We start from the raw sequence: 16,513 nt of genomic DNA, 5'->3' as shown, positions 1-16,513 counted from the left end.
CCCGCCTCAGACGCCGCCGAAACGGCGCTCGCGCAGGCCGAACCGGTCGAGGATCTGTGCCAGATGCTCGGGCGAGAAATCGGGCCACAGCGTTTCGGTGAACTCGTATTCCGCATACGCCGCCTGCCAGGGCAGGAAGTTCGAGGTGCGGGTCTCGCCCGAGGTGCGGATCACCAGATCCGGGTCGGGGCAGCCGGCCGTGTCCAGGCAGGCGGCGAGATCCGCCTCGTCCGGGGTGTCGATCTGCCCGGCCTGCATCTTCTCGGCCAGCCGAGTCGCGGCGCGGGTCAGCTCGTCGCGGCCGCCGTAATTGATGGCAACGGTCAGGTTCAGCCGCGAATTGACCGCCGTGCGCGCCTCGATCCCGGCCATCAGCGCCTGCAGCTTCTTGTCCAGCCGGTCGCGCCCGCCGATGAAGCGCATCCGCACGCCTTCGGCGGCCAGCCCGTCCGCCTCGCGCTCGATATAGCGGCGGAAGATCTTCATCAGCCCCAGCACTTCCTCGGTTGAGCGTTTCCAGTTCTCGGTCGAGAAGGCGTAGACGGTCAGCCAGTTCACCCCCAGATCCGGGCAGGCCCGCACGATCTGCTTGACCCGCTCGGCCCCGCGCCTGTGGCCCACCAGCCGGGGCCAGCCGCGATTGGTGGCCCATCGTCCGTTGCCGTCCATGATGATGGCGACATGGCGGGGCGGGGTCGGTTCGCCCGGCTGCGGGGCCGCGTTCAGCGCCATGATCAGACCTGCATGATTTCGGCCTGCTTGGCCTCGAGCGCCTCATCGACCTTGCCGATCATCCGGTCGGTCAGGGTCTGCACCTCGTCCTCCCACAGCTTCTGGTCATCCTCGGACATGCCGGCGCCCTTGGCCTTCTTGATCTGGTCCATCCCGTCGCGGCGCACATTGCGGATCGCGACGCGGGCATGTTCGGCATATTGCGCGGCAACCTTGGTCAGCTCGCGGCGGCGTTCCTCGTTCAACTCGGGGATCGGCAGCATGATGATCGTGCCGTTGAGCTGCGGATTGATCCCCAGCCCCGATTCGCGGATCGCCTTCTCGGCCTTGCCGACCAGCGACTTGTCCCAGATGTTGATTGTCACCATGCGCGGTTCGGGCACGTTGACGGTGCCGATCTGGTTGATCGGAGTGGGCGAGCCATAGGCGTCCACCATCACCGGCTCGACCATGCTGGCCGAGGCCCGGCCGGTGCGGAGACTTCCGAATTCGTGACGCAGCGAGTCCATTGCGCCATTCATCCGACGCTCCAGGTCATCGGTGTCGATTTCAATCTCGTCGGCCATGCCTGTCCCTCACGTCACATTATCCGCTCGTTCTAACGCGGCGAGTCGCGCAAGGCAAAGCGATATCCGCGATCGCCGCCCTGTCTGAACAACTGTTGAACGCCGATCAGAAAGACCGGGTTTCGCCGGGCCGCGCCGCGATGTCCATCGGCCCGGCCGCCGCGCCGCGCCGCATGATCCGCGACCGGGCGCGCATGATGGCGGCAGGTGGCATGCCCAAAGGCGCTGCAGCCCGGTGCAACACCGCACTGGAACCCTTTGGAATGTCGACTCGTTGGCATAAGGAAGCTGAAAGGAGGGACATGACATGAATTCCATCATCTATATCGTCGGCCTCGTGGTCGTGGTGCTGTTCATCCTGTCGATGCTCGGCATGCGCTGAGCCGCGGGACGGAACCGACAGGGGCGCGGCGGCTCATGGCCTGCCGCGCCCCTTTCCATTCCGCCCTGCCCGATCCGCCCGGCCGCGCCGCCTTTCCGGTCTGCCGCGACGTGCCGGGGAATGCGGCGGGACATAGTGCTGGCCTTCGCGCCGCCCCTGCGTTAGGGGGGCGCAAGTTTTTCTGAACAGGCCGTCTCATGGATATCCGCAACATCGCCATCATCGCCCATGTCGACCATGGCAAGACGACGCTGGTGGACCAGCTTCTGAAGCAATCGGGCAGTTTCCGCGAAAACCAGGCCGTGGCCGAGCGCGCCATGGACAGCAACGACATCGAGCGCGAGCGCGGCATCACCATCCTCGCCAAGGCCACCTCGGTCGAGTGGAAGGGTACGCGCATCAATATCGTCGACACGCCCGGCCACGCCGATTTCGGCGGCGAGGTGGAGCGGATCCTGTCGATGGTCGACGGCGTCTGCCTGCTGGTCGATGCCGCCGAAGGCCCGATGCCGCAGACGAAATTCGTGACCTCCAAGGCGCTTGCGCTTGGGCTGAAGCCCATCGTGGTGCTGAACAAGGTCGATAAGCCCGCGGCAGAGCCGGAACATGCGCTGAACGAGGTGTTCGACCTGTTCGCCAATCTCGGCGCCTCGGATGAGCAGCTCGATTTCCCGCATCTCTATGCATCCGGCATCGGCGGATGGGCCGTCGCGGATCTGGAGGATGAGCGCAAGGATCTCTCGGCGCTGTTCGATCTGATCCTGCAACATGTCGAGCCGCCGAAACAGATCGCGCAGTCCGACGCGCCGTTTCGCATGCTGGCCACCACGCTCGGCGCGGATCCGTTCCTGGGCCGCATCCTGACCGGGCGCGTCGAAAGCGGGCGCGCCAAGGCCGGCGACACGGTCAAGGTGCTGAACCGCCAGAGCGAGCGGGTCGAGCAGTTCCGGATTTCCAAGGTTCTGGCCTTTCGCGGTCTGACCCAGCAGCCGATCGACGAGGCGCAGGCGGGCGATATCGTCAGCCTCGCCGGCATGGCGAAAGGCACGGTCGCTGATACGATCTGCGCCGTCGAGGTCGAGGAGGCGATCCCCGCCCAACCCATCGACCCGCCGACGATCAGCGTGACCTTCGGCATCAACGATTCCCCGCTCGCCGGTCAGGACGGCAAGAAGGTGCAGTCCCGCGTCATCCGCGAGCGGCTGATCAAAGAGGCGGAATCCAACGTCGCGATCAAGGTCGAGGACACGCCGGGCGGCGAGGCGTTCATCGTCTCGGGCCGCGGCGAACTCCAGATGGGCGTGCTGATCGAAAACATGCGCCGCGAGGGGTTCGAGCTGTCCATCTCGCGCCCCCGCGTGATCTTCCGCGAGGAGGACGGGCAGCGGATGGAGCCGGTCGAGGAAGCCATCATCGACGTTGATGACGATTACACCGGCGCAGTGATCGAGAAACTGACCGGCGACCGCAAGGGTGATCTGGTCGACATGCGCCCGGCAGGTCACGGCAAGACGCGGATCGTCGCGCATGTGCCGTCGCGCGGGCTGATCGGTTATCACAGCGAATTCATGACCGACACGCGCGGCAATGGCGTGCTGAACCGGATTTTCCACGGCTGGACGCCCTATAAGGGCGCCATTCAGGGCCGCCGGCAGGGGGTGCTGATCTCGATGGAGAACGGGGTCAGCGTGGCCTATGCGCTGTGGAACCTCGAAGAGCGCGGCAAGCTGCTCATCGGCGCGCAGGAGCAGGTCTATACCGGCATGATCATCGGTGAGCACTCGCGCGACAACGACCTCGAGGTCAACCCGCTCAAGGGCAAGAAACTGACCAATGTCCGCGCCTCTGGCACGGATGATGCCGTGCGGCTGACCCCGCCGGTGCGCATGTCGCTGGAAGAGGCCATCGCCTATATCGACGATGACGAGCTGGTCGAGGTCACACCCAAGAATATCCGCCTGCGCAAGCGTCATCTCGACCCGCATGAGCGCAAGCGCGCGGCGCGGTCGGAGTAAGCCAACCACGCAGAATATCTGCGCGCGCTTTGGAACCGCTGCGTCGGATCACCGACCGGGGACAAGCGGGCGGTCGCCCCAAGGCGCGGTCGGTCGCTGGCCAGGCGGGGCTGCGGCCCCTGCTCCGGGCCGGCCCTGTTGCCTGCCCAGTCAAAAAGTAACGGCGTAGGCCATTCAGCACATCATCGACCGCCAATTCGGCAGCACTCAACCGAATTCGCCTACTCGCCGAACTCCCGCGTGATCCAGCCATTGATCCGCGCGGCCACCGGCGCGGTCTGGCCCGGCGACAGGATGTCGCCCGCGATCACATGCGCCGAGGCATCGTCGCCCGGACCCAGGCTGACCTGAACCGCGCTGACCTCGCCGCCCCAGCCGTCAAGCGCGCGGCGCGTCGCGGCCGGATCGACAACCTGATCGGCATCCGACCACATCGCCAGCACCGGCTGATGGGCCTCCGCGAACCCGACCCGCGCCGCCTCCCCCACCAGGGCCACCATCGGCAGGATCGACGCCATCGGATAGCAGGAGGTCCAGAATTCGCGATGCCTGTCGTTGCGCGGCTCGAAACAGCGCTCGCGCCCGGCGATCAGCGGCAGCCATTGCCGGGCGAGCGGCTGGCGCGCCAGGAAGGCCCAGCGGTTCTGCAACCCGAAATTGGGCGAGATCAGCACCACCCCGTCGATCAGCGGGCCAAGCTCCGGGTCGCGCGCCGCCATCGCGGCCAGCGTCCCGCCGGTGGAGCTGCCGATCAGCACCACCCGCTCGCCGATGCGCCGCCCGATCGCCACCGCCTCGGCCACGTCGCGCGCCCAGTCCGCCACCCGCGCCTTCTCCATCGAGGCGCCGTCCAGCCCATGCCCGTCCAGCCGGGCGAAATAGAGATTGGCCCCGCGCCAGGCCGCGACCAGATCCGGCACCGGCCGGATCTCCTGCGAGCTGGCGGAAAAGCCGTGCAGATAGACGAGCGCCACCGGCGTCTTCGCCCCGGTCCGCCCGGCCCAGACGATGCGGCGCGAGACCTCGGGCCGCACGCCGCTTTCCTCCTGATAGAGCCAGGCGTCCAGATCCTCGGGCAGTTCCGCGATCTCGGGCGGGCTAAACCGTCCGGGCTCGCGCGGGCCGAACATCCAGATCAGCAGCACCAGCCCGGCCAGACCGGCCAGAAGGATCAGCAGCCAGACCATCAGTCGCCGCCGCATCGGGCGGGCAGGCGCGGGCGGCGGGGACGCGGCTGTCTTCCGCCGCGCCTTGCCCGATCCTGTCCGCGCCGGGCGGGATGTCTTCGCGCCATCACGTCCGGCCACGTAGAACCTCGGTGATCGCCGTCTCGATCAGGCTGAGGCAATCCGGCGTCGAGAACCGGTGATCGGCCCCCTTGACCAGCGTCAGCCGCAGATCGGGGCTCTCGGGGTGATCCAGCAGCCGCATCGCCCAGTCCACCGGCACATCCGCATCCGCCGTGCCCTGCAGAAGCCGCACCGGGAACGGCAGGGCGAGCGGCCGGTCGAGCACCAGCCGGTTGCGCCCGTCCTCGATCAGGCGGCGGGTGATGACATAAGGCGCATCGTCATATTCGGAGGGCAGCGCGACGCGCCCCGCGTCCATCAGGGTCGCGCGCTGTTCCTCGGTGAAGCCGGACCAGAAGCCGTTCTCGGTGAAATCCGGTGCGGCGGCGATGCCGACCAGCCCGGCCACCCGCGCAGGCATCTCGCGCGCCACGAGCAGCGCGATCCAGCCACCCATGGACGAGCCGACAAGCACTTGCGGCCCCGCGGTCAGGCCCGTGATCGCCGCCATCGCATCCTCGGCCCAATCCCCGATCGCGCCATCCTCGAAGGCGCCACCCGATTCGCCGTGGCCGGAATAATCCAGCCGCAGATAGGCGCGGCCGTTTGCTGCCGCCCAATCCGCCAGATGCTCCGCCTTGGTGCCGCGCATGTCGGATTTGAACCCGCCCAGAAACACCACGCCCGGCCCCGCGCCCGGCTGACGCGCATAGGCGATGCGGCGGCCCTGCGCTGTCTCCAGATATTCGGTCATCGCTTGCTCGGGCATCAGCGCTCCGTCAGTTTCAACTCGATCCGGCGGTTCCGCGCCCGCCCTTCCGCGCTGTCCTCCGGGGCGACCGGGCGCGTATCGGCGAACCCGGTCGGCGCAAGACGGCCCGCGGGAAAGCCCAGATCGTCCACCATATAGCGCACAACCGCAAGGGCGCGCGCCTGGCTGAGCTCCCAGTTGTCGCGATAGCGCCCCTGACCCGAGAGCGGCACCGAGTCGGTATGCCCGTCCACCCGGATCACCCAGTCGATCTCCGGCGGGATGGTGTCCGCGATCTCGATCAGCATGTCGCTGACCCGCGCGACGGATTGCCGCCCTGCCGCCGACAGCGTCGCCTCGCCCTGCCCGAACAGCACCTCGGACTGGAACACGAAGCGGTCGCCGACCACCTCGACCTCGTCGCGCCCCTCCAGGATCTCGCGCAGGCTGCCGAAGAATTCCGAGCGGTAGCGGGCCAGGTCGGCGGCCTCTTCCTCCAGCCGCACCCGCTCCGCCTCCTCGAGCGCGAGCCGCTGGCGCTGCTCCTCCGAGGCGCGAAGCAGCGCTGCGTTCAACTGCTGGCCCAACTCCTCCAGTTCGACCTCCGCCGCCGCGCTGTCAGACTCGCTCGCGTTCAGCGCCGCCTGGATCGAGGCCAACTGGCCGTTCAGCGCCGCGACCTGCTCGTTCAGCAGGGCCACCCGGCGCTGCGCCTCGGTCGAGGCCGCCTGTTCGCCCGCAAGCTCCTCGCGTGCCGCGGCCAGCAGCGCCGCCTGACGCTCGGCCTCGCTGGCGTTCTCGGCGGCCGCGCGCAGCGCCGCCTGCGCCTCGCTGTCCAGCTCTTCGCGCGCGGCGCGGGCGGCGGCCAGCAGGGTCAGGGTCTCCTCGGCCTCGCGGCGGCTTTCCTCCAGCGACAGCGTCATCGCGGTCAGCTCCGCCTCCGATTCCGCCAGCCGTTCGCGCAGCAGCCGCGCGGCCTCCGCCTCCGCCAGGCGCTGCTCCTCGGCCTCGCTCAGCGCGCTGCCGGTCTGGTCGAGCTGCTGCTGCGCGGTGCCAAGTGCGGCCGCAGTCTCGGCCTGATCGGCGCGCAGCTCCTCGACGAGCGCCTGCAGCGCCTCGCGCCTTGCGGCGGCCTCGCGCGCGGCCTCTGCCTGCGCATCCACTTCGGTCCGCGCCGAAGCAAGCGCCTGTTCCGCCCGGCTGAGCGAATTGGCGGTGGTGTCCAGCGTCGCCTCTGCCGTGGACAGGCGCTGCGCGGTCGCGGCCAGTTCCTCTTCGGTGGACCCCAGCCGCTGCCGCGTCTCGGCCAGCTCCGCCTCTGCCGCACCGGCGCGTTCGGCCTCGGCCTCGCGCGCGGCGATCAGCCCGGCCACCTGGTCTTCGAACGCGCTCAGTCGGTCCCGGGCCGAGGACAGATCGCTCTGCGCCGTCTCGCGTTCCTGCCGTGTTATGGCGAGGATGCTGGTCAGCCCGGCCACCTGCTCGCTCAACGTGCCGAGTTCGCTTTCCTGTCGGTCCACCGTGTCGCGCAGCACCGACTGCACGACCATGAAGATGGTGATGACGAACATCAGCACCATCAGCAGCGCCGTCATCGCATCGACGAATCCCGGCCATATCGACGTGGACAGGCGGCTGGCGCCGCGCCCGCGCGCCAGGGCCATCAGGACCGCCCGAGCGCGCGCAGCGCCTCTGTCAGCTCGACGATTTCACGGCGCAGCTCGTAGCTCTCGAGCTGGCTGGAGGTCTGATCGTGGTCGAGCATGCGGGTCATCGCCTCGTCGATCGAGCGCAGATGCCGCAAGGTTTGCGGGTCCGCGCCATGTCCGCCCGACGCGGCGATCATCCGGTCCTGCGCATCGGCCAGCCGGGTCAGCGCGCGGGCCATCTCGTCCATATCGGCGGGGTTCTGCTCGACCATGCGGATCAGCCGGTCCTGCCCCTCGACAAGCTGTGCCATCACGCGAGACAGCGCCGCGTCCGTTCCGCCCGGCCCGGCCTCGGCCTGGCGGTCGTAATGCCGTTGCTGCGACTCCTCCAGCCGCGCAATGGCCCGCGCGATCTCGCCCGCCTCGTCCGGGCGGCGCTCCAGCACGGCGTGCAACCGCTCCTGCCCCTCGCCCAGACGGGCCACGGCCCCGGCAAGCGCATCTGTGTCGCGCGGCTGGCGTTCGACGGCGTCGATCAGACGGTCCTGCCCCTCGGTCAGCCGCGACATGGAACGGGCCATATCGACCATGCTGGACACGTTCGCCTCGGAATCGTCCAGCATGAACTGGCCCAGCCGTTCGACGTTGCGGGCCATCAGCAGCACCCGCTCATCGGCCTCGATCGCCTCCTGCTCGCGGATCTCGTCGCGCTCGGTATAGAAGGCCTGCATCTCGGCCATCTGCGCGGCGATCTGGTCCAGAAAGCCCAGAATGCTGGCCTGATCCAGCTTGTCGCCGTCGTCGCTGGACAGCCCCAGCCTCGTGAAGCCCGACAGCCACTCCTCCAGTTCGCGATAGAAGCGGTTCTGGCCGTGAGTCGCGAACAGCTCCAGCAGCCCGACGACCAGCGAGCCCGCCAGCCCCAGCAGGGACGAAGAAAACGCCACCGCCATGCCGCCAAGCTGCGCCTCCAGCCCGGTCATCAGGTTGTCGAACAGCTCCAGCCCGCTCTGGCCTTCCTGCGGGGCGAGCGCCCGGATCGTCTCGACCACCGCCGGCACCGTCGTCGCCAGCCCGTAGAACGTCCCCAGCAGACCCAGGAAGATCAGAAGGTTGGACAGATAGCGCGTGATGTCGCGCGCCTCCTCGATGCGGGTCGCCACCGATTCGAGGATCGAGCGGGCCGAGCCGGTGGAGATCACCCCGCCGATCGGTCCCCGCGCGCCCAGCAGGGCGGCCAGCGGCGCCAGCAGGCGCGGCGGGCGGTCATCGCCTGCGCCCACCGCGGCGACGCCCTTCTCGATGGCGTTGCGGCGGCGTTCGGCGAAGCGCTCGATCCAGCTCACCGACTGGAAAAGCTGCGCGACCTGCCAGAAACAGGCCAGCACGCCGATGACGAACACGCCCAGGATCAGCCCGTTCAGCCACGGGTTTGCGGCGAAGATCGGCAGGATGCGACCATAGGCGAACCAGCCGCCAAAGCCGACCAGAACCAGCACGATCAGCATCATCACGATCTGGCGCACCGGCTGGCCGAAATGCGGCTGCGTGACCTTGCGCTCCTGCGCGCGGCGCGCGGTCAGCCGCCGGGTCGGGCGCGGTGCCGGATCGGTGACGCTGCGCGCGCCGGCCATCTCGCGGCGTCCGGGCCCTTCCGTGCCCGGCCCTTCCGTGCCCGGCGCGGCCGTGCCCTGCGCGCCCCGCGCCGGCTGCGCCCCCGGTCGCCGCGCCGGATCGGCATCCGGCCCCGGCTGTTCGGGGCGGTCGGGATCGGACGGCGTGTCGGTGCTCATTACGCAACTCCGGGCGGGCAGGAACTCGGGACCGACTTTATCAGTGCCACTGAAACTGCCAACCGCCTATTTAAAAGTTTCAACCGGATAACTGACGGACTTCGCGGGCGAGCGCATCCAGCTCGGGATCGGGCAGGCCGAGCTCGGCCAGATGTGCCGCCGTGTTGTAAAGGTAGTCGCGGTTCGGACCGCGCCCGCCCACCGCCGCGGCGATGATCCGGGCCTGTTCGCGGGCGCAAAGCCCGCCCGCATATTGCTCGTGATCGGGCCGCATCACGTAAGCGATGGCCATCACCTCGCGCCCGTCGGACAGGCGCAGCGGCAGGACAGCCTCGCGATAGGCATCCGTCACCAGCTCGCGTTCGCGCACCGCGGCAATCGCCTCCGGCCAGTCCTCCGCCCCGATCCTCAGGGCGACGCCCCTGCAGCATGCGCCCTCCGCCGCGTCCAGCCCCAGCACCAGCCCCGGACTTTCCGGCGTGCCGCGATAGTGATAGGAGCGCAGGCAGAAGCTGCGGTGATACCCGTCCAGCGTCGCGGTCACCCGTTCCGCCACGTTCACCCGCGGATCCCACATCAGCGAGCCATAGGCGAATAACCAATTCTCGTCACTGTCTCGTAACTGCGTCATAAGATGGCATACTATGCCTGACAGCGGCCGGTTCAAGCTGGCCCGGAGACACACGGACGGGACTATGAGCAAACTGCTTCTCGGAACGGCGATCCTCGCGATTGCGGTAGGTGCTGCCTGGTTTGGCGGCGAAACCTGGCTGAGCAACCGGGTCGGCGCGATGGTCGGGGACAACCCGCAGATCGCGGCATCGGAGGTCTCGCCGCTGCGCAACCCCGCGCGGGTCGGGCTGCGGATGCGCGATGTCGAATATGGCGATGCCGAGAACGGGTTCAGCGCACCGGGGATGGAGGTCTATGCCCCGCTCACGGCACCGAACACGCTGACGGTGGACCTGCCGAATGTCATGGCGCTGCGCGTCGGGGCCACCCCGTTCGATCTGACGCTGGCCGAAGGCGTGGCGCAGGCCTCCTTCGCGCCGACCCATGGGCTGGCGATCCGCAGCGCCGGGCTGACCGCGCGCGAGCTCTCGCTTGGCGGGGCGCAGATGCTGGGCGCGGCGGATCTGGCCGCGCGGCAGGTGCATCGCGGCAGCGCCGCCCCGGCGGGCTCGGCCACGGCCTACAACATCGACATCTCGGTGCAGGACATTGCCCTCGCCGGGCTGGCGGACCGATTGCAGATCGCCGGGCCGGTGCAGGCCTGGCTGAGCGCCGTGCCCGACCGCCGAGTGCTGGAAGGCGCCGCGCCGCCCCCGTCCCTGACCGGGATCCAGACCCACGGCGTCGAGTTCAAGCTGGGCAGGATGCAGGCCCGCCTGCTCGGCCGGGTGGAGGCGGATGCGAACGGCTTTGCCAGCGGCGAGGCCGCCTTCTACACCGATGACGCGCAGGGCTTCATCGACGCGGCGGTCACCGCCGGGCTGATCCCGGAGAACGGTGCATTGCTGGCCCGTGCGCTGATCCACAACATGGCCGGAACCAGCCTGCCCGGCGATGCCGAGGAGCCGGCGGCGGAGGATCTCGCCTCCACCTCGGCCGAGGTGGCGGAAGAGGCGGCGGAGGCCACCGAGATCTTTACCGACGAGGCCGTGTCGCTGCCCAGGGCGGAGCCGGGACAGATCCGGCTGCCGCTGATCCTGAAGGATGGCGAGATGCGGCTGGGTCCGGTCCCGCTCGGCCCGGCGCCGCGTCTGCTGGGATAAGATCGCCCCGCCCGGCCCCGCGGCTGATGGGCCAACTCTGCCGCGCGCGTCCCCGCGCCCCCCGTCACGCAACGGCGGGTCGTGCGGTCAATGCGCGGCGGCCCAGCTTTCCCCGGTGCCGGCATCGACCACCAGCGGCACGGACAGCTTCACCGCCGGCTCCGCCGCGCCCTCCATCACCCCGCGCGCCGCGTCGACCAGATCGTCCACCGCCTTGTCCTCGACCTCGAAGACCAGTTCGTCATGGACCTGCAACAGCATCTTCGCGGGCAGATCCCGGATCGCGGCAGGCATGCGGATCATCGCGCGGCGGATGATGTCGGCCGCGGCCCCCTGAATGGGCGCATTGATCGCCGCGCGCCGCGCCCCGCCCGCCGCCGGACCCTTGGTGTTGATCCCCGGCGTCATGATGCGGCGGCCAAAGATCGTGCGCACGAAACCGTCGCGCTTGGCGTCCTCGACGGTCTTGTCCATATAGGCCCGGATTTCCGGGAAACGCTCGAAATACGTGTCGATGAAGGCCTGCGCCTCGGCCCGCGGGATGCGCAGATTGCGCGACAGCCCAAAGCCCGAGATGCCATAGATCACCCCGAAATTGATCGCCTTGGCCTGACGGCGGATCATCGGGTCCATGCCCTCGATGGGCACGCCGAACATCTGGCTCGCGGTCATGGCGTGAATGTCGATCCCGTCGCGGAAGGCCTGTTTCAGCGCCGGAATATCGGCGACATGGGCCAGGATCCGCAGCTCGATCTGGCTGTAATCGAGCGCCACCAGCCTGTGCCCCGGCGTGGCGATGAACGCCTCGCGGATGCGGCGGCCCTCTTCGGTGCGGATCGGGATATTCTGCAAATTCGGATCGGTCGAGGCCAGCCGCCCGGTCTGCGCCCCGGTGATCGAATACGACGTATGGACCCGCCCGGTATCGGCGTTCACATGGGTTTGCAGCGCATCGGTATAGGTCGATTTCAGCTTGGACATGCCGCGCCAGTCCAGCACGCGGGCGGGCAGGTCATGGCCTTCCGCCGCCAGATCCTCCAGCACATCGGCGCTTGTCGAATAGGCCCCGGTCTTGCCCTGCTTGCCGCCCGCAAGCCCCATCTTGTCGAACAGGATTTCGCCCAACTGCTTGGGCGAGCCCACGTTGAATTTCTGCCCGGCAAGCTCGTGGATCTCATCCTCCAGCCCGGCCATTTTCTGCGCGAACACATTCGACATGCGCGCCAGATGCTCGGGATCGACCTTGATCCCGGCCATCTCCATATCCGCCAGAACCGGCACCATCGGGCGTTCCAGCGTCTCGTAGGCGGTGGTCACCCGGTTGGGCGAAAGCTGCGGGCGCAGCATCTGCCAGAGCCGCCACGTGACTTCTGCATCCTCGGCGGCGTAGGGCGTGGCCTTGGCGATCTCGACCTGCTCGAAGCCGATCTGCGACTTGCCCGATCCGATCAGATCCTTGATCGGCATGGTGGTGTGGCCCAGCACCCGCTCGGACAGCGCATCCATGCCGTGCCCTCCGTCCCCGGCGGAGAGCGCATAGGAGAGCAGCATCGTATCCTCGATCGGCGTCATGCGGATGCCGAGCCGGGCGAGGATCTTCCAGTCATATTTGATGTTCTGCCCGATCTTCAGGATCGCCGCGTCCTCAAGCAGCGGCTTCAGCTTTCCGAGCACCAGATCCATGTCCAACTGCCCGTCGGATTTCGCGCCAGAGCCGAACAGATCGCCGCCGCCCGAGACATGGCCGACCGGGATGTAGCAGGCCGATCCCGCCTCGACACAGAGCGAGATGCCGACCAGATCGGCGGTCATTTCGTTCAGCCCGGTGGTCTCCGTGTCGATGGCGACGGCCCCCGCCTCCGCGATCCGCGCGATCCAGCTATCGAGCGCGTCTTCGGTGGCCACGGTCTCGTATCCGTCGCGGTCGATCTCCGGCCAGTCCGGCCCCGCCGCGGCCTCGCCCTGCGGGGCGGCTGGCGTGTCGGGCACGGACGGGGCTTCGACCTCGAATTTCTCGGCCACGCGGTTGGTCAGCGTGCGGAACTCCATCTCGGTCAGGAATCCCAGCAGCGTCTCCGGCTCCGGGTCGCGCAGCTCCAGCGTTTCCAGCGTGAAATCCAGCGGGGTTTCGCAATCGAGCTGCACCAATTGCTTCGACACCCGGATCTGATCGGCAAAGTCGATCAGCGTCTGGCGGCGCTTGGGCTGCTTGATCTCGTCGGCACGCGCCAGCAGCGTTTCCAGATCGCCGTATTCGTTGATCAGCAGCGCCGCCGTCTTGATCCCGATCCCCGGCGCGCCCGGCACGTTATCGACCGAATCCCCGGCAAGCGCCTGGATATCGACGACGCGATCCGGGCCGACGCCGAATTTCTCCTCGACCTCTTCCGGCCCGATCTCCTTGTTCTTGATCGGGTCGAGCATGGTCACCCCGTCGCCCACAAGCTGCATCAGATCCTTGTCGGAACTGATGATGACCGCCTCGCCCCCGGCCTCGCGCGCCTGGCAGGCGAGCGTTGCGATGATGTCGTCGGCCTCGAAATTCTCCAGCTCGATGCAGGCGATGTTGAAGGCCTTCGTCGCCTCGCGGGTCAGCGGGAATTGCGGCACGAGGTCTTCGGGCGGTGGGGGCCGGTTGGCTTTGTAGTCGGCGTAAAGATCGCTGCGGAAGGTCTTGGCGCTGTGATCGAAAATCACCGCGACATGGGTCGGCGCCATGTCGCCCTTGGAATCCTGCACGTATTTCCACAGCATGTTGCAGAACCCCGCGACCGCACCGATAGGCAGCCCGTCGGATTTGCGCGTCAGCGGCGGCAGCGCGTGATAGGCGCGGAAGATGAAGGCCGAGCCGTCGATGAGGTGAAGCTTGTGGCCCTTGCCGAAGGCGTTGGACATGGTGATCTCCCGCTGCGATGGACGGGTTGTGCCATGTCCGGGGCCGGGCTTCCAGTGGAACGGGCGGCGACCCCTCACCCTTATCGGGCAACAGAGGGCCAGCGGCTGTCCGCCGGATGGCCGGACCCGGTCAGGTCTGCGCGCTTAATGGCGAAACCCTCCGCCGGACATCCGGGCTCAGTGCGGCGGCACCGAAGCGGCCGTCCGTCGGGGCGGACAGCCGTTGGCCCGGCGGGCTTCGCCCTCGATTCCGGGCCGGGCACAGAACCCGATGGTCGGACAGTCCCAGAGGCGGGCTGTTCCCGCCCCCTCAATGCTCGTCGTGCACATTCTCCGCGTCGATCACGAAGCGCTTGTCGCAATAGCCGCAATCGACGAAGCCCATCTCGGGCGAGATCTTCAGCCACACCTTGGGATGGCCCAGCCCGCGCGATTCGTCGCCCGCACAGGCGACCTTCCAGGTCGTCACCGTCTCGGTCTCGGGCGCCGGGTGGGCGACGGCGCTGCTCTCGCCGGTGGAGAGCGGGTTTTCGGGCGGCACAAACTCTGACATGGCAAGCCTTCTTGTCGTGCGGGGCTGGATCGGGTCTAAACCCACATAGCCGACCGCACGCCACCCCGCAAGAACCGCCCCCGCAGAAGGCCAGGCCACGCCATGAACGAGACCCAGAACGCCATCGAGATCACCGGGCTGCGCAAGACCTATGCCGCCTCCGGCAAGGCGCCCCCGAAAGAGGCGCTGAAGGGGATCGACCTGACCATCCCGGCAGGCTCGATCTACGGGCTGCTGGGGCCGAACGGGGCGGGCAAGTCGACCACGATCAACATCATGGCCGGGCTGGTGAACAAGACCGCGGGGAACGTGGTGATCTGGGGTTTCGACCAGGACGTGAACCCGCGCAATTCCCGCGCCGCCATCGGGGTCATGCCGCAAGAGCTGAATATCGACCCGTTCCTGTCGCCCCGCGCCAGCCTGGAGGTGCAGGCCGGGCTATACGGCGTGCCCAGATCCGAACGCTGGACGGATGAGTTGCTGGCGCTTGTCGGGCTCAGCGATCAGGCCGAAAGCTATTCGCGCAATCTGTCGGGCGGGATGAAGCGGCGGCTTCTGCTGGCCAAGGCGCTTGTTCACCGCCCGCAGGTGCTGGTGCTGGACGAACCCACGGCGGGCGTCGATATCGGGCTGCGCGAGATGCTGTGGCAGAATGTCCGCCGCCTGAACGAGCTGGGCATGACGGTGATTCTGACCACGCATTACCTGGAGGAGGCCGAGCAGATGTGCGACCGCATCGCCATTATCGACCGCGGCGAGGTGCTGGTGGAAAACTCGACCGAGGCGCTTCTGGCCGGGGCGGATGGCAAGACGCTGGTGATCGCCACCGACGACACCCCGCTGCCCGCCTTGCCCGATGGCGTGACGGCAGAGCGGCGCGACGCGGGCCGGGTGGCGTTCAGCTATGCCCCCTCGCAGATGCAGCCCGATGCAATCATCGACGCGCTGCGCGGCGGCGGCCTGCCGATCCGCGACATTGCCATCGAGCAGCCGAGGCTGGAAGATGTGTTTGTCGAACTGACCCGGCACTGACCCTTCAGGAGGACGAGACATGGCCGACACATCCGGCACCATCACCGCGACCTGCCGCTGCGGGCAGGTGAAGATCACCGTGCAGGGCCCGCCCGCCGTGACCAATGCCTGCCACTGCACCGGCTGTCAGGCGATGACGTCGAGCGCGTTTTCCCTTGGCGTGATGTATCACGGCGACGCGGTGACGATCGAAGGCGAGACCGTCATGGGCGGGCTGAAGGGCGATGCCTCGCAGCATCATTGCTGTGCCAACTGCCTGAGCTGGGTCTTCACCCGCGCCGAGGGCTTCGCGCCCTTCATCAACATCCACAGCGCCATGTTGGGCGATCTGGCGCGGCAGCCGCCCTTTATCGAGGTCTGGACCGATGAGAAGCTGGACTGGGTGGAGACCGGCGCGGCGCACAGCTTTGCGCAGTTCCCTCCCCCCGGCGACATGCCCGGCCTGTTGCAGGAATTTGCGCGGTCGCGCGGCTGACGATCCCGCCTATCCGCTGACGCGGGCCAGCCATTCGCTGTGGATCGGCCCGCATTCGGCGCCCCGGTAAAGGCCGAGCGGCGTCACGATCCCGCCCGTGACGAACACCCATTGCTCGGATGTCTGCTGCTGATCGCCATCGACCGAAACGCCCACGCGCAGGTCGAGAACCGCGCGGTCCTGCCCGCCTTCGGCCTCCAGCACATAACCCCAGCCGCCGCCCTCGGCGGTGGTGACATTGCCGTAGCCATAGACCTGAATCGCATCGCCCTCGATCATCTCGATCAGCACCGCGCCGGCATGGCCTTGCGTGTCGGCGGCGAAACAGACCGGCGCGACGATGTCATCCGGCGCTTCGACGCGGATCTCGCCGGCAAGGGCCGCGGCGGGTGCCGCGCTGAACGCCATCAGCGCGGCGGCGGCCAGCGGGCAGAGGGTTCGCGGATCTGGCAAGGGCATCGGGGCAGCTCCGATTGCGGCGGGAACGGGACCGATCATAGCAGATCAGCACCGATTCGGCTGCAAAGCATTGCAGGCACGGGCGCGGCAGGCCGGAACCGCCTCATCGCCCCGGCAGCGCCGCCCCGGCGGGGCACGGCGCAGGCG

Annotated in this window: 13 protein-coding genes and 1 pseudogene; 4 read left to right on the top strand and 10 right to left on the bottom strand. The window is 68.1% G+C overall.

Annotated elements, in window-relative coordinates; all coding sequences use genetic code 11:
• Positions 1-6: 6 nt before the first annotated feature.
• Both uppS and frr read right to left on the bottom strand, forming a co-directional pair.
• Entirely contained in the window at positions 7-732 is a 726-nt protein-coding gene (gene uppS / locus BLT73_RS09745; protein WP_090523359.1) for a polyprenyl diphosphate synthase, read from the bottom strand.
• A 2-nt stretch (positions 733-734) separates the two neighbouring features.
• The gene (frr, locus tag BLT73_RS09740; RefSeq protein WP_090523356.1) at positions 735-1,298 is read right to left on the bottom strand and encodes a ribosome recycling factor; all 564 of its coding nucleotides are present in this window, start codon (positions 1,296-1,298) and stop codon (positions 735-737) included.
• A gap of 579 nt (positions 1,299-1,877) precedes the next feature.
• Here frr and typA point away from each other — a divergent pair.
• Positions 1,878-3,695, top strand: coding sequence for a translational GTPase TypA (gene typA, locus BLT73_RS09735; RefSeq protein WP_090523354.1), 1,818 nt, complete (start codon positions 1,878-1,880; stop codon positions 3,693-3,695).
• Between the two features lie 221 nt (positions 3,696-3,916).
• Here the strand turns inward: typA and BLT73_RS09730 are convergent, their stop codons facing one another.
• The 5 genes and pseudogenes from BLT73_RS09730 to BLT73_RS09710 form a co-directional block, all read right to left on the bottom strand.
• Complete coding sequence (locus tag BLT73_RS09730) at positions 3,917-4,882, bottom strand: alpha/beta hydrolase (protein ID WP_176805029.1); 966 nt, start codon at positions 4,880-4,882, stop codon at positions 3,917-3,919.
• A 106-nt stretch (positions 4,883-4,988) separates the two neighbouring features.
• Positions 4,989-5,738 carry an alpha/beta fold hydrolase gene (locus BLT73_RS09725; RefSeq protein WP_090523626.1) on the bottom strand — a complete coding sequence of 250 codons (750 nt, stop codon included), beginning with the start codon at positions 5,736-5,738 and terminating at the stop codon, positions 4,989-4,991.
• 14 nt (positions 5,739-5,752) lie between these two features.
• Positions 5,753-7,399, bottom strand: coding sequence for a peptidoglycan -binding protein (locus BLT73_RS09720; RefSeq protein WP_090523349.1), 1,647 nt, complete (start codon positions 7,397-7,399; stop codon positions 5,753-5,755).
• Between the two features lie 680 nt (positions 7,400-8,079).
• Positions 8,080-8,892 (bottom strand): annotated as a pseudogene (locus BLT73_RS17590) (hypothetical protein); the annotation flags it as partial.
• Positions 8,893-9,256: 364 nt separating this feature from the next.
• Positions 9,257-9,808, bottom strand: coding sequence for a gamma-glutamylcyclotransferase (locus tag BLT73_RS09710; protein WP_090523346.1), 552 nt, complete (start codon positions 9,806-9,808; stop codon positions 9,257-9,259).
• A 64-nt stretch (positions 9,809-9,872) separates the two neighbouring features.
• Here BLT73_RS09710 and BLT73_RS09705 point away from each other — a divergent pair, with 64 nt between their 5' ends.
• Positions 9,873-10,952, top strand: coding sequence for a DUF2125 domain-containing protein (locus tag BLT73_RS09705; protein ID WP_176805025.1), 1,080 nt, complete (start codon positions 9,873-9,875; stop codon positions 10,950-10,952).
• An 87-nt stretch (positions 10,953-11,039) separates the two neighbouring features.
• On the opposite strand, the gene polA is transcribed toward BLT73_RS09705, so the two are convergent.
• Together polA and BLT73_RS09695 are read right to left on the bottom strand one after the other, a co-directional pair.
• Complete coding sequence (gene polA, locus BLT73_RS09700) at positions 11,040-13,847, bottom strand: DNA polymerase I (RefSeq protein WP_090523342.1); 2,808 nt, start codon at positions 13,845-13,847, stop codon at positions 11,040-11,042.
• Positions 13,848-14,157: 310 nt separating this feature from the next.
• Positions 14,158-14,400, bottom strand: a complete 243-nt coding sequence (locus BLT73_RS09695) for a zinc-finger domain-containing protein (protein ID WP_090523340.1) — start codon at positions 14,398-14,400, stop codon at positions 14,158-14,160.
• A gap of 102 nt (positions 14,401-14,502) precedes the next feature.
• On the opposite strand from BLT73_RS09695, the gene BLT73_RS09690 reads away from it, so the two are divergent.
• Together BLT73_RS09690 and BLT73_RS09685 are read left to right on the top strand one after the other, a co-directional pair.
• Positions 14,503-15,432: an ABC transporter ATP-binding protein gene (locus tag BLT73_RS09690; RefSeq protein WP_090523338.1), complete on the top strand. Its 930-nt coding sequence runs from the start codon at positions 14,503-14,505 to the stop codon at positions 15,430-15,432.
• A gap of 19 nt (positions 15,433-15,451) precedes the next feature.
• On the top strand, positions 15,452-15,907 hold the full coding sequence (locus BLT73_RS09685) for a GFA family protein (RefSeq protein WP_090523336.1): 456 nt from the start codon (positions 15,452-15,454) through the stop codon (positions 15,905-15,907).
• A gap of 9 nt (positions 15,908-15,916) precedes the next feature.
• Here the strand turns inward: BLT73_RS09685 and BLT73_RS09680 are convergent, their stop codons facing one another.
• Positions 15,917-16,366 carry a hypothetical protein gene (locus BLT73_RS09680; RefSeq protein ID WP_090523333.1) on the bottom strand — a complete coding sequence of 150 codons (450 nt, stop codon included), beginning with the start codon at positions 16,364-16,366 and terminating at the stop codon, positions 15,917-15,919.
• Positions 16,367-16,513 lie beyond the last annotated feature (147 nt).

The organism is Paracoccus isoporae, assembly GCF_900101865.1.
GTDB classification, from domain to species: Bacteria; Pseudomonadota; Alphaproteobacteria; order Rhodobacterales; family Rhodobacteraceae; genus Paracoccus; species Paracoccus isoporae.
This window is presented reverse-complemented; position numbering and strand designations above follow the sequence as displayed.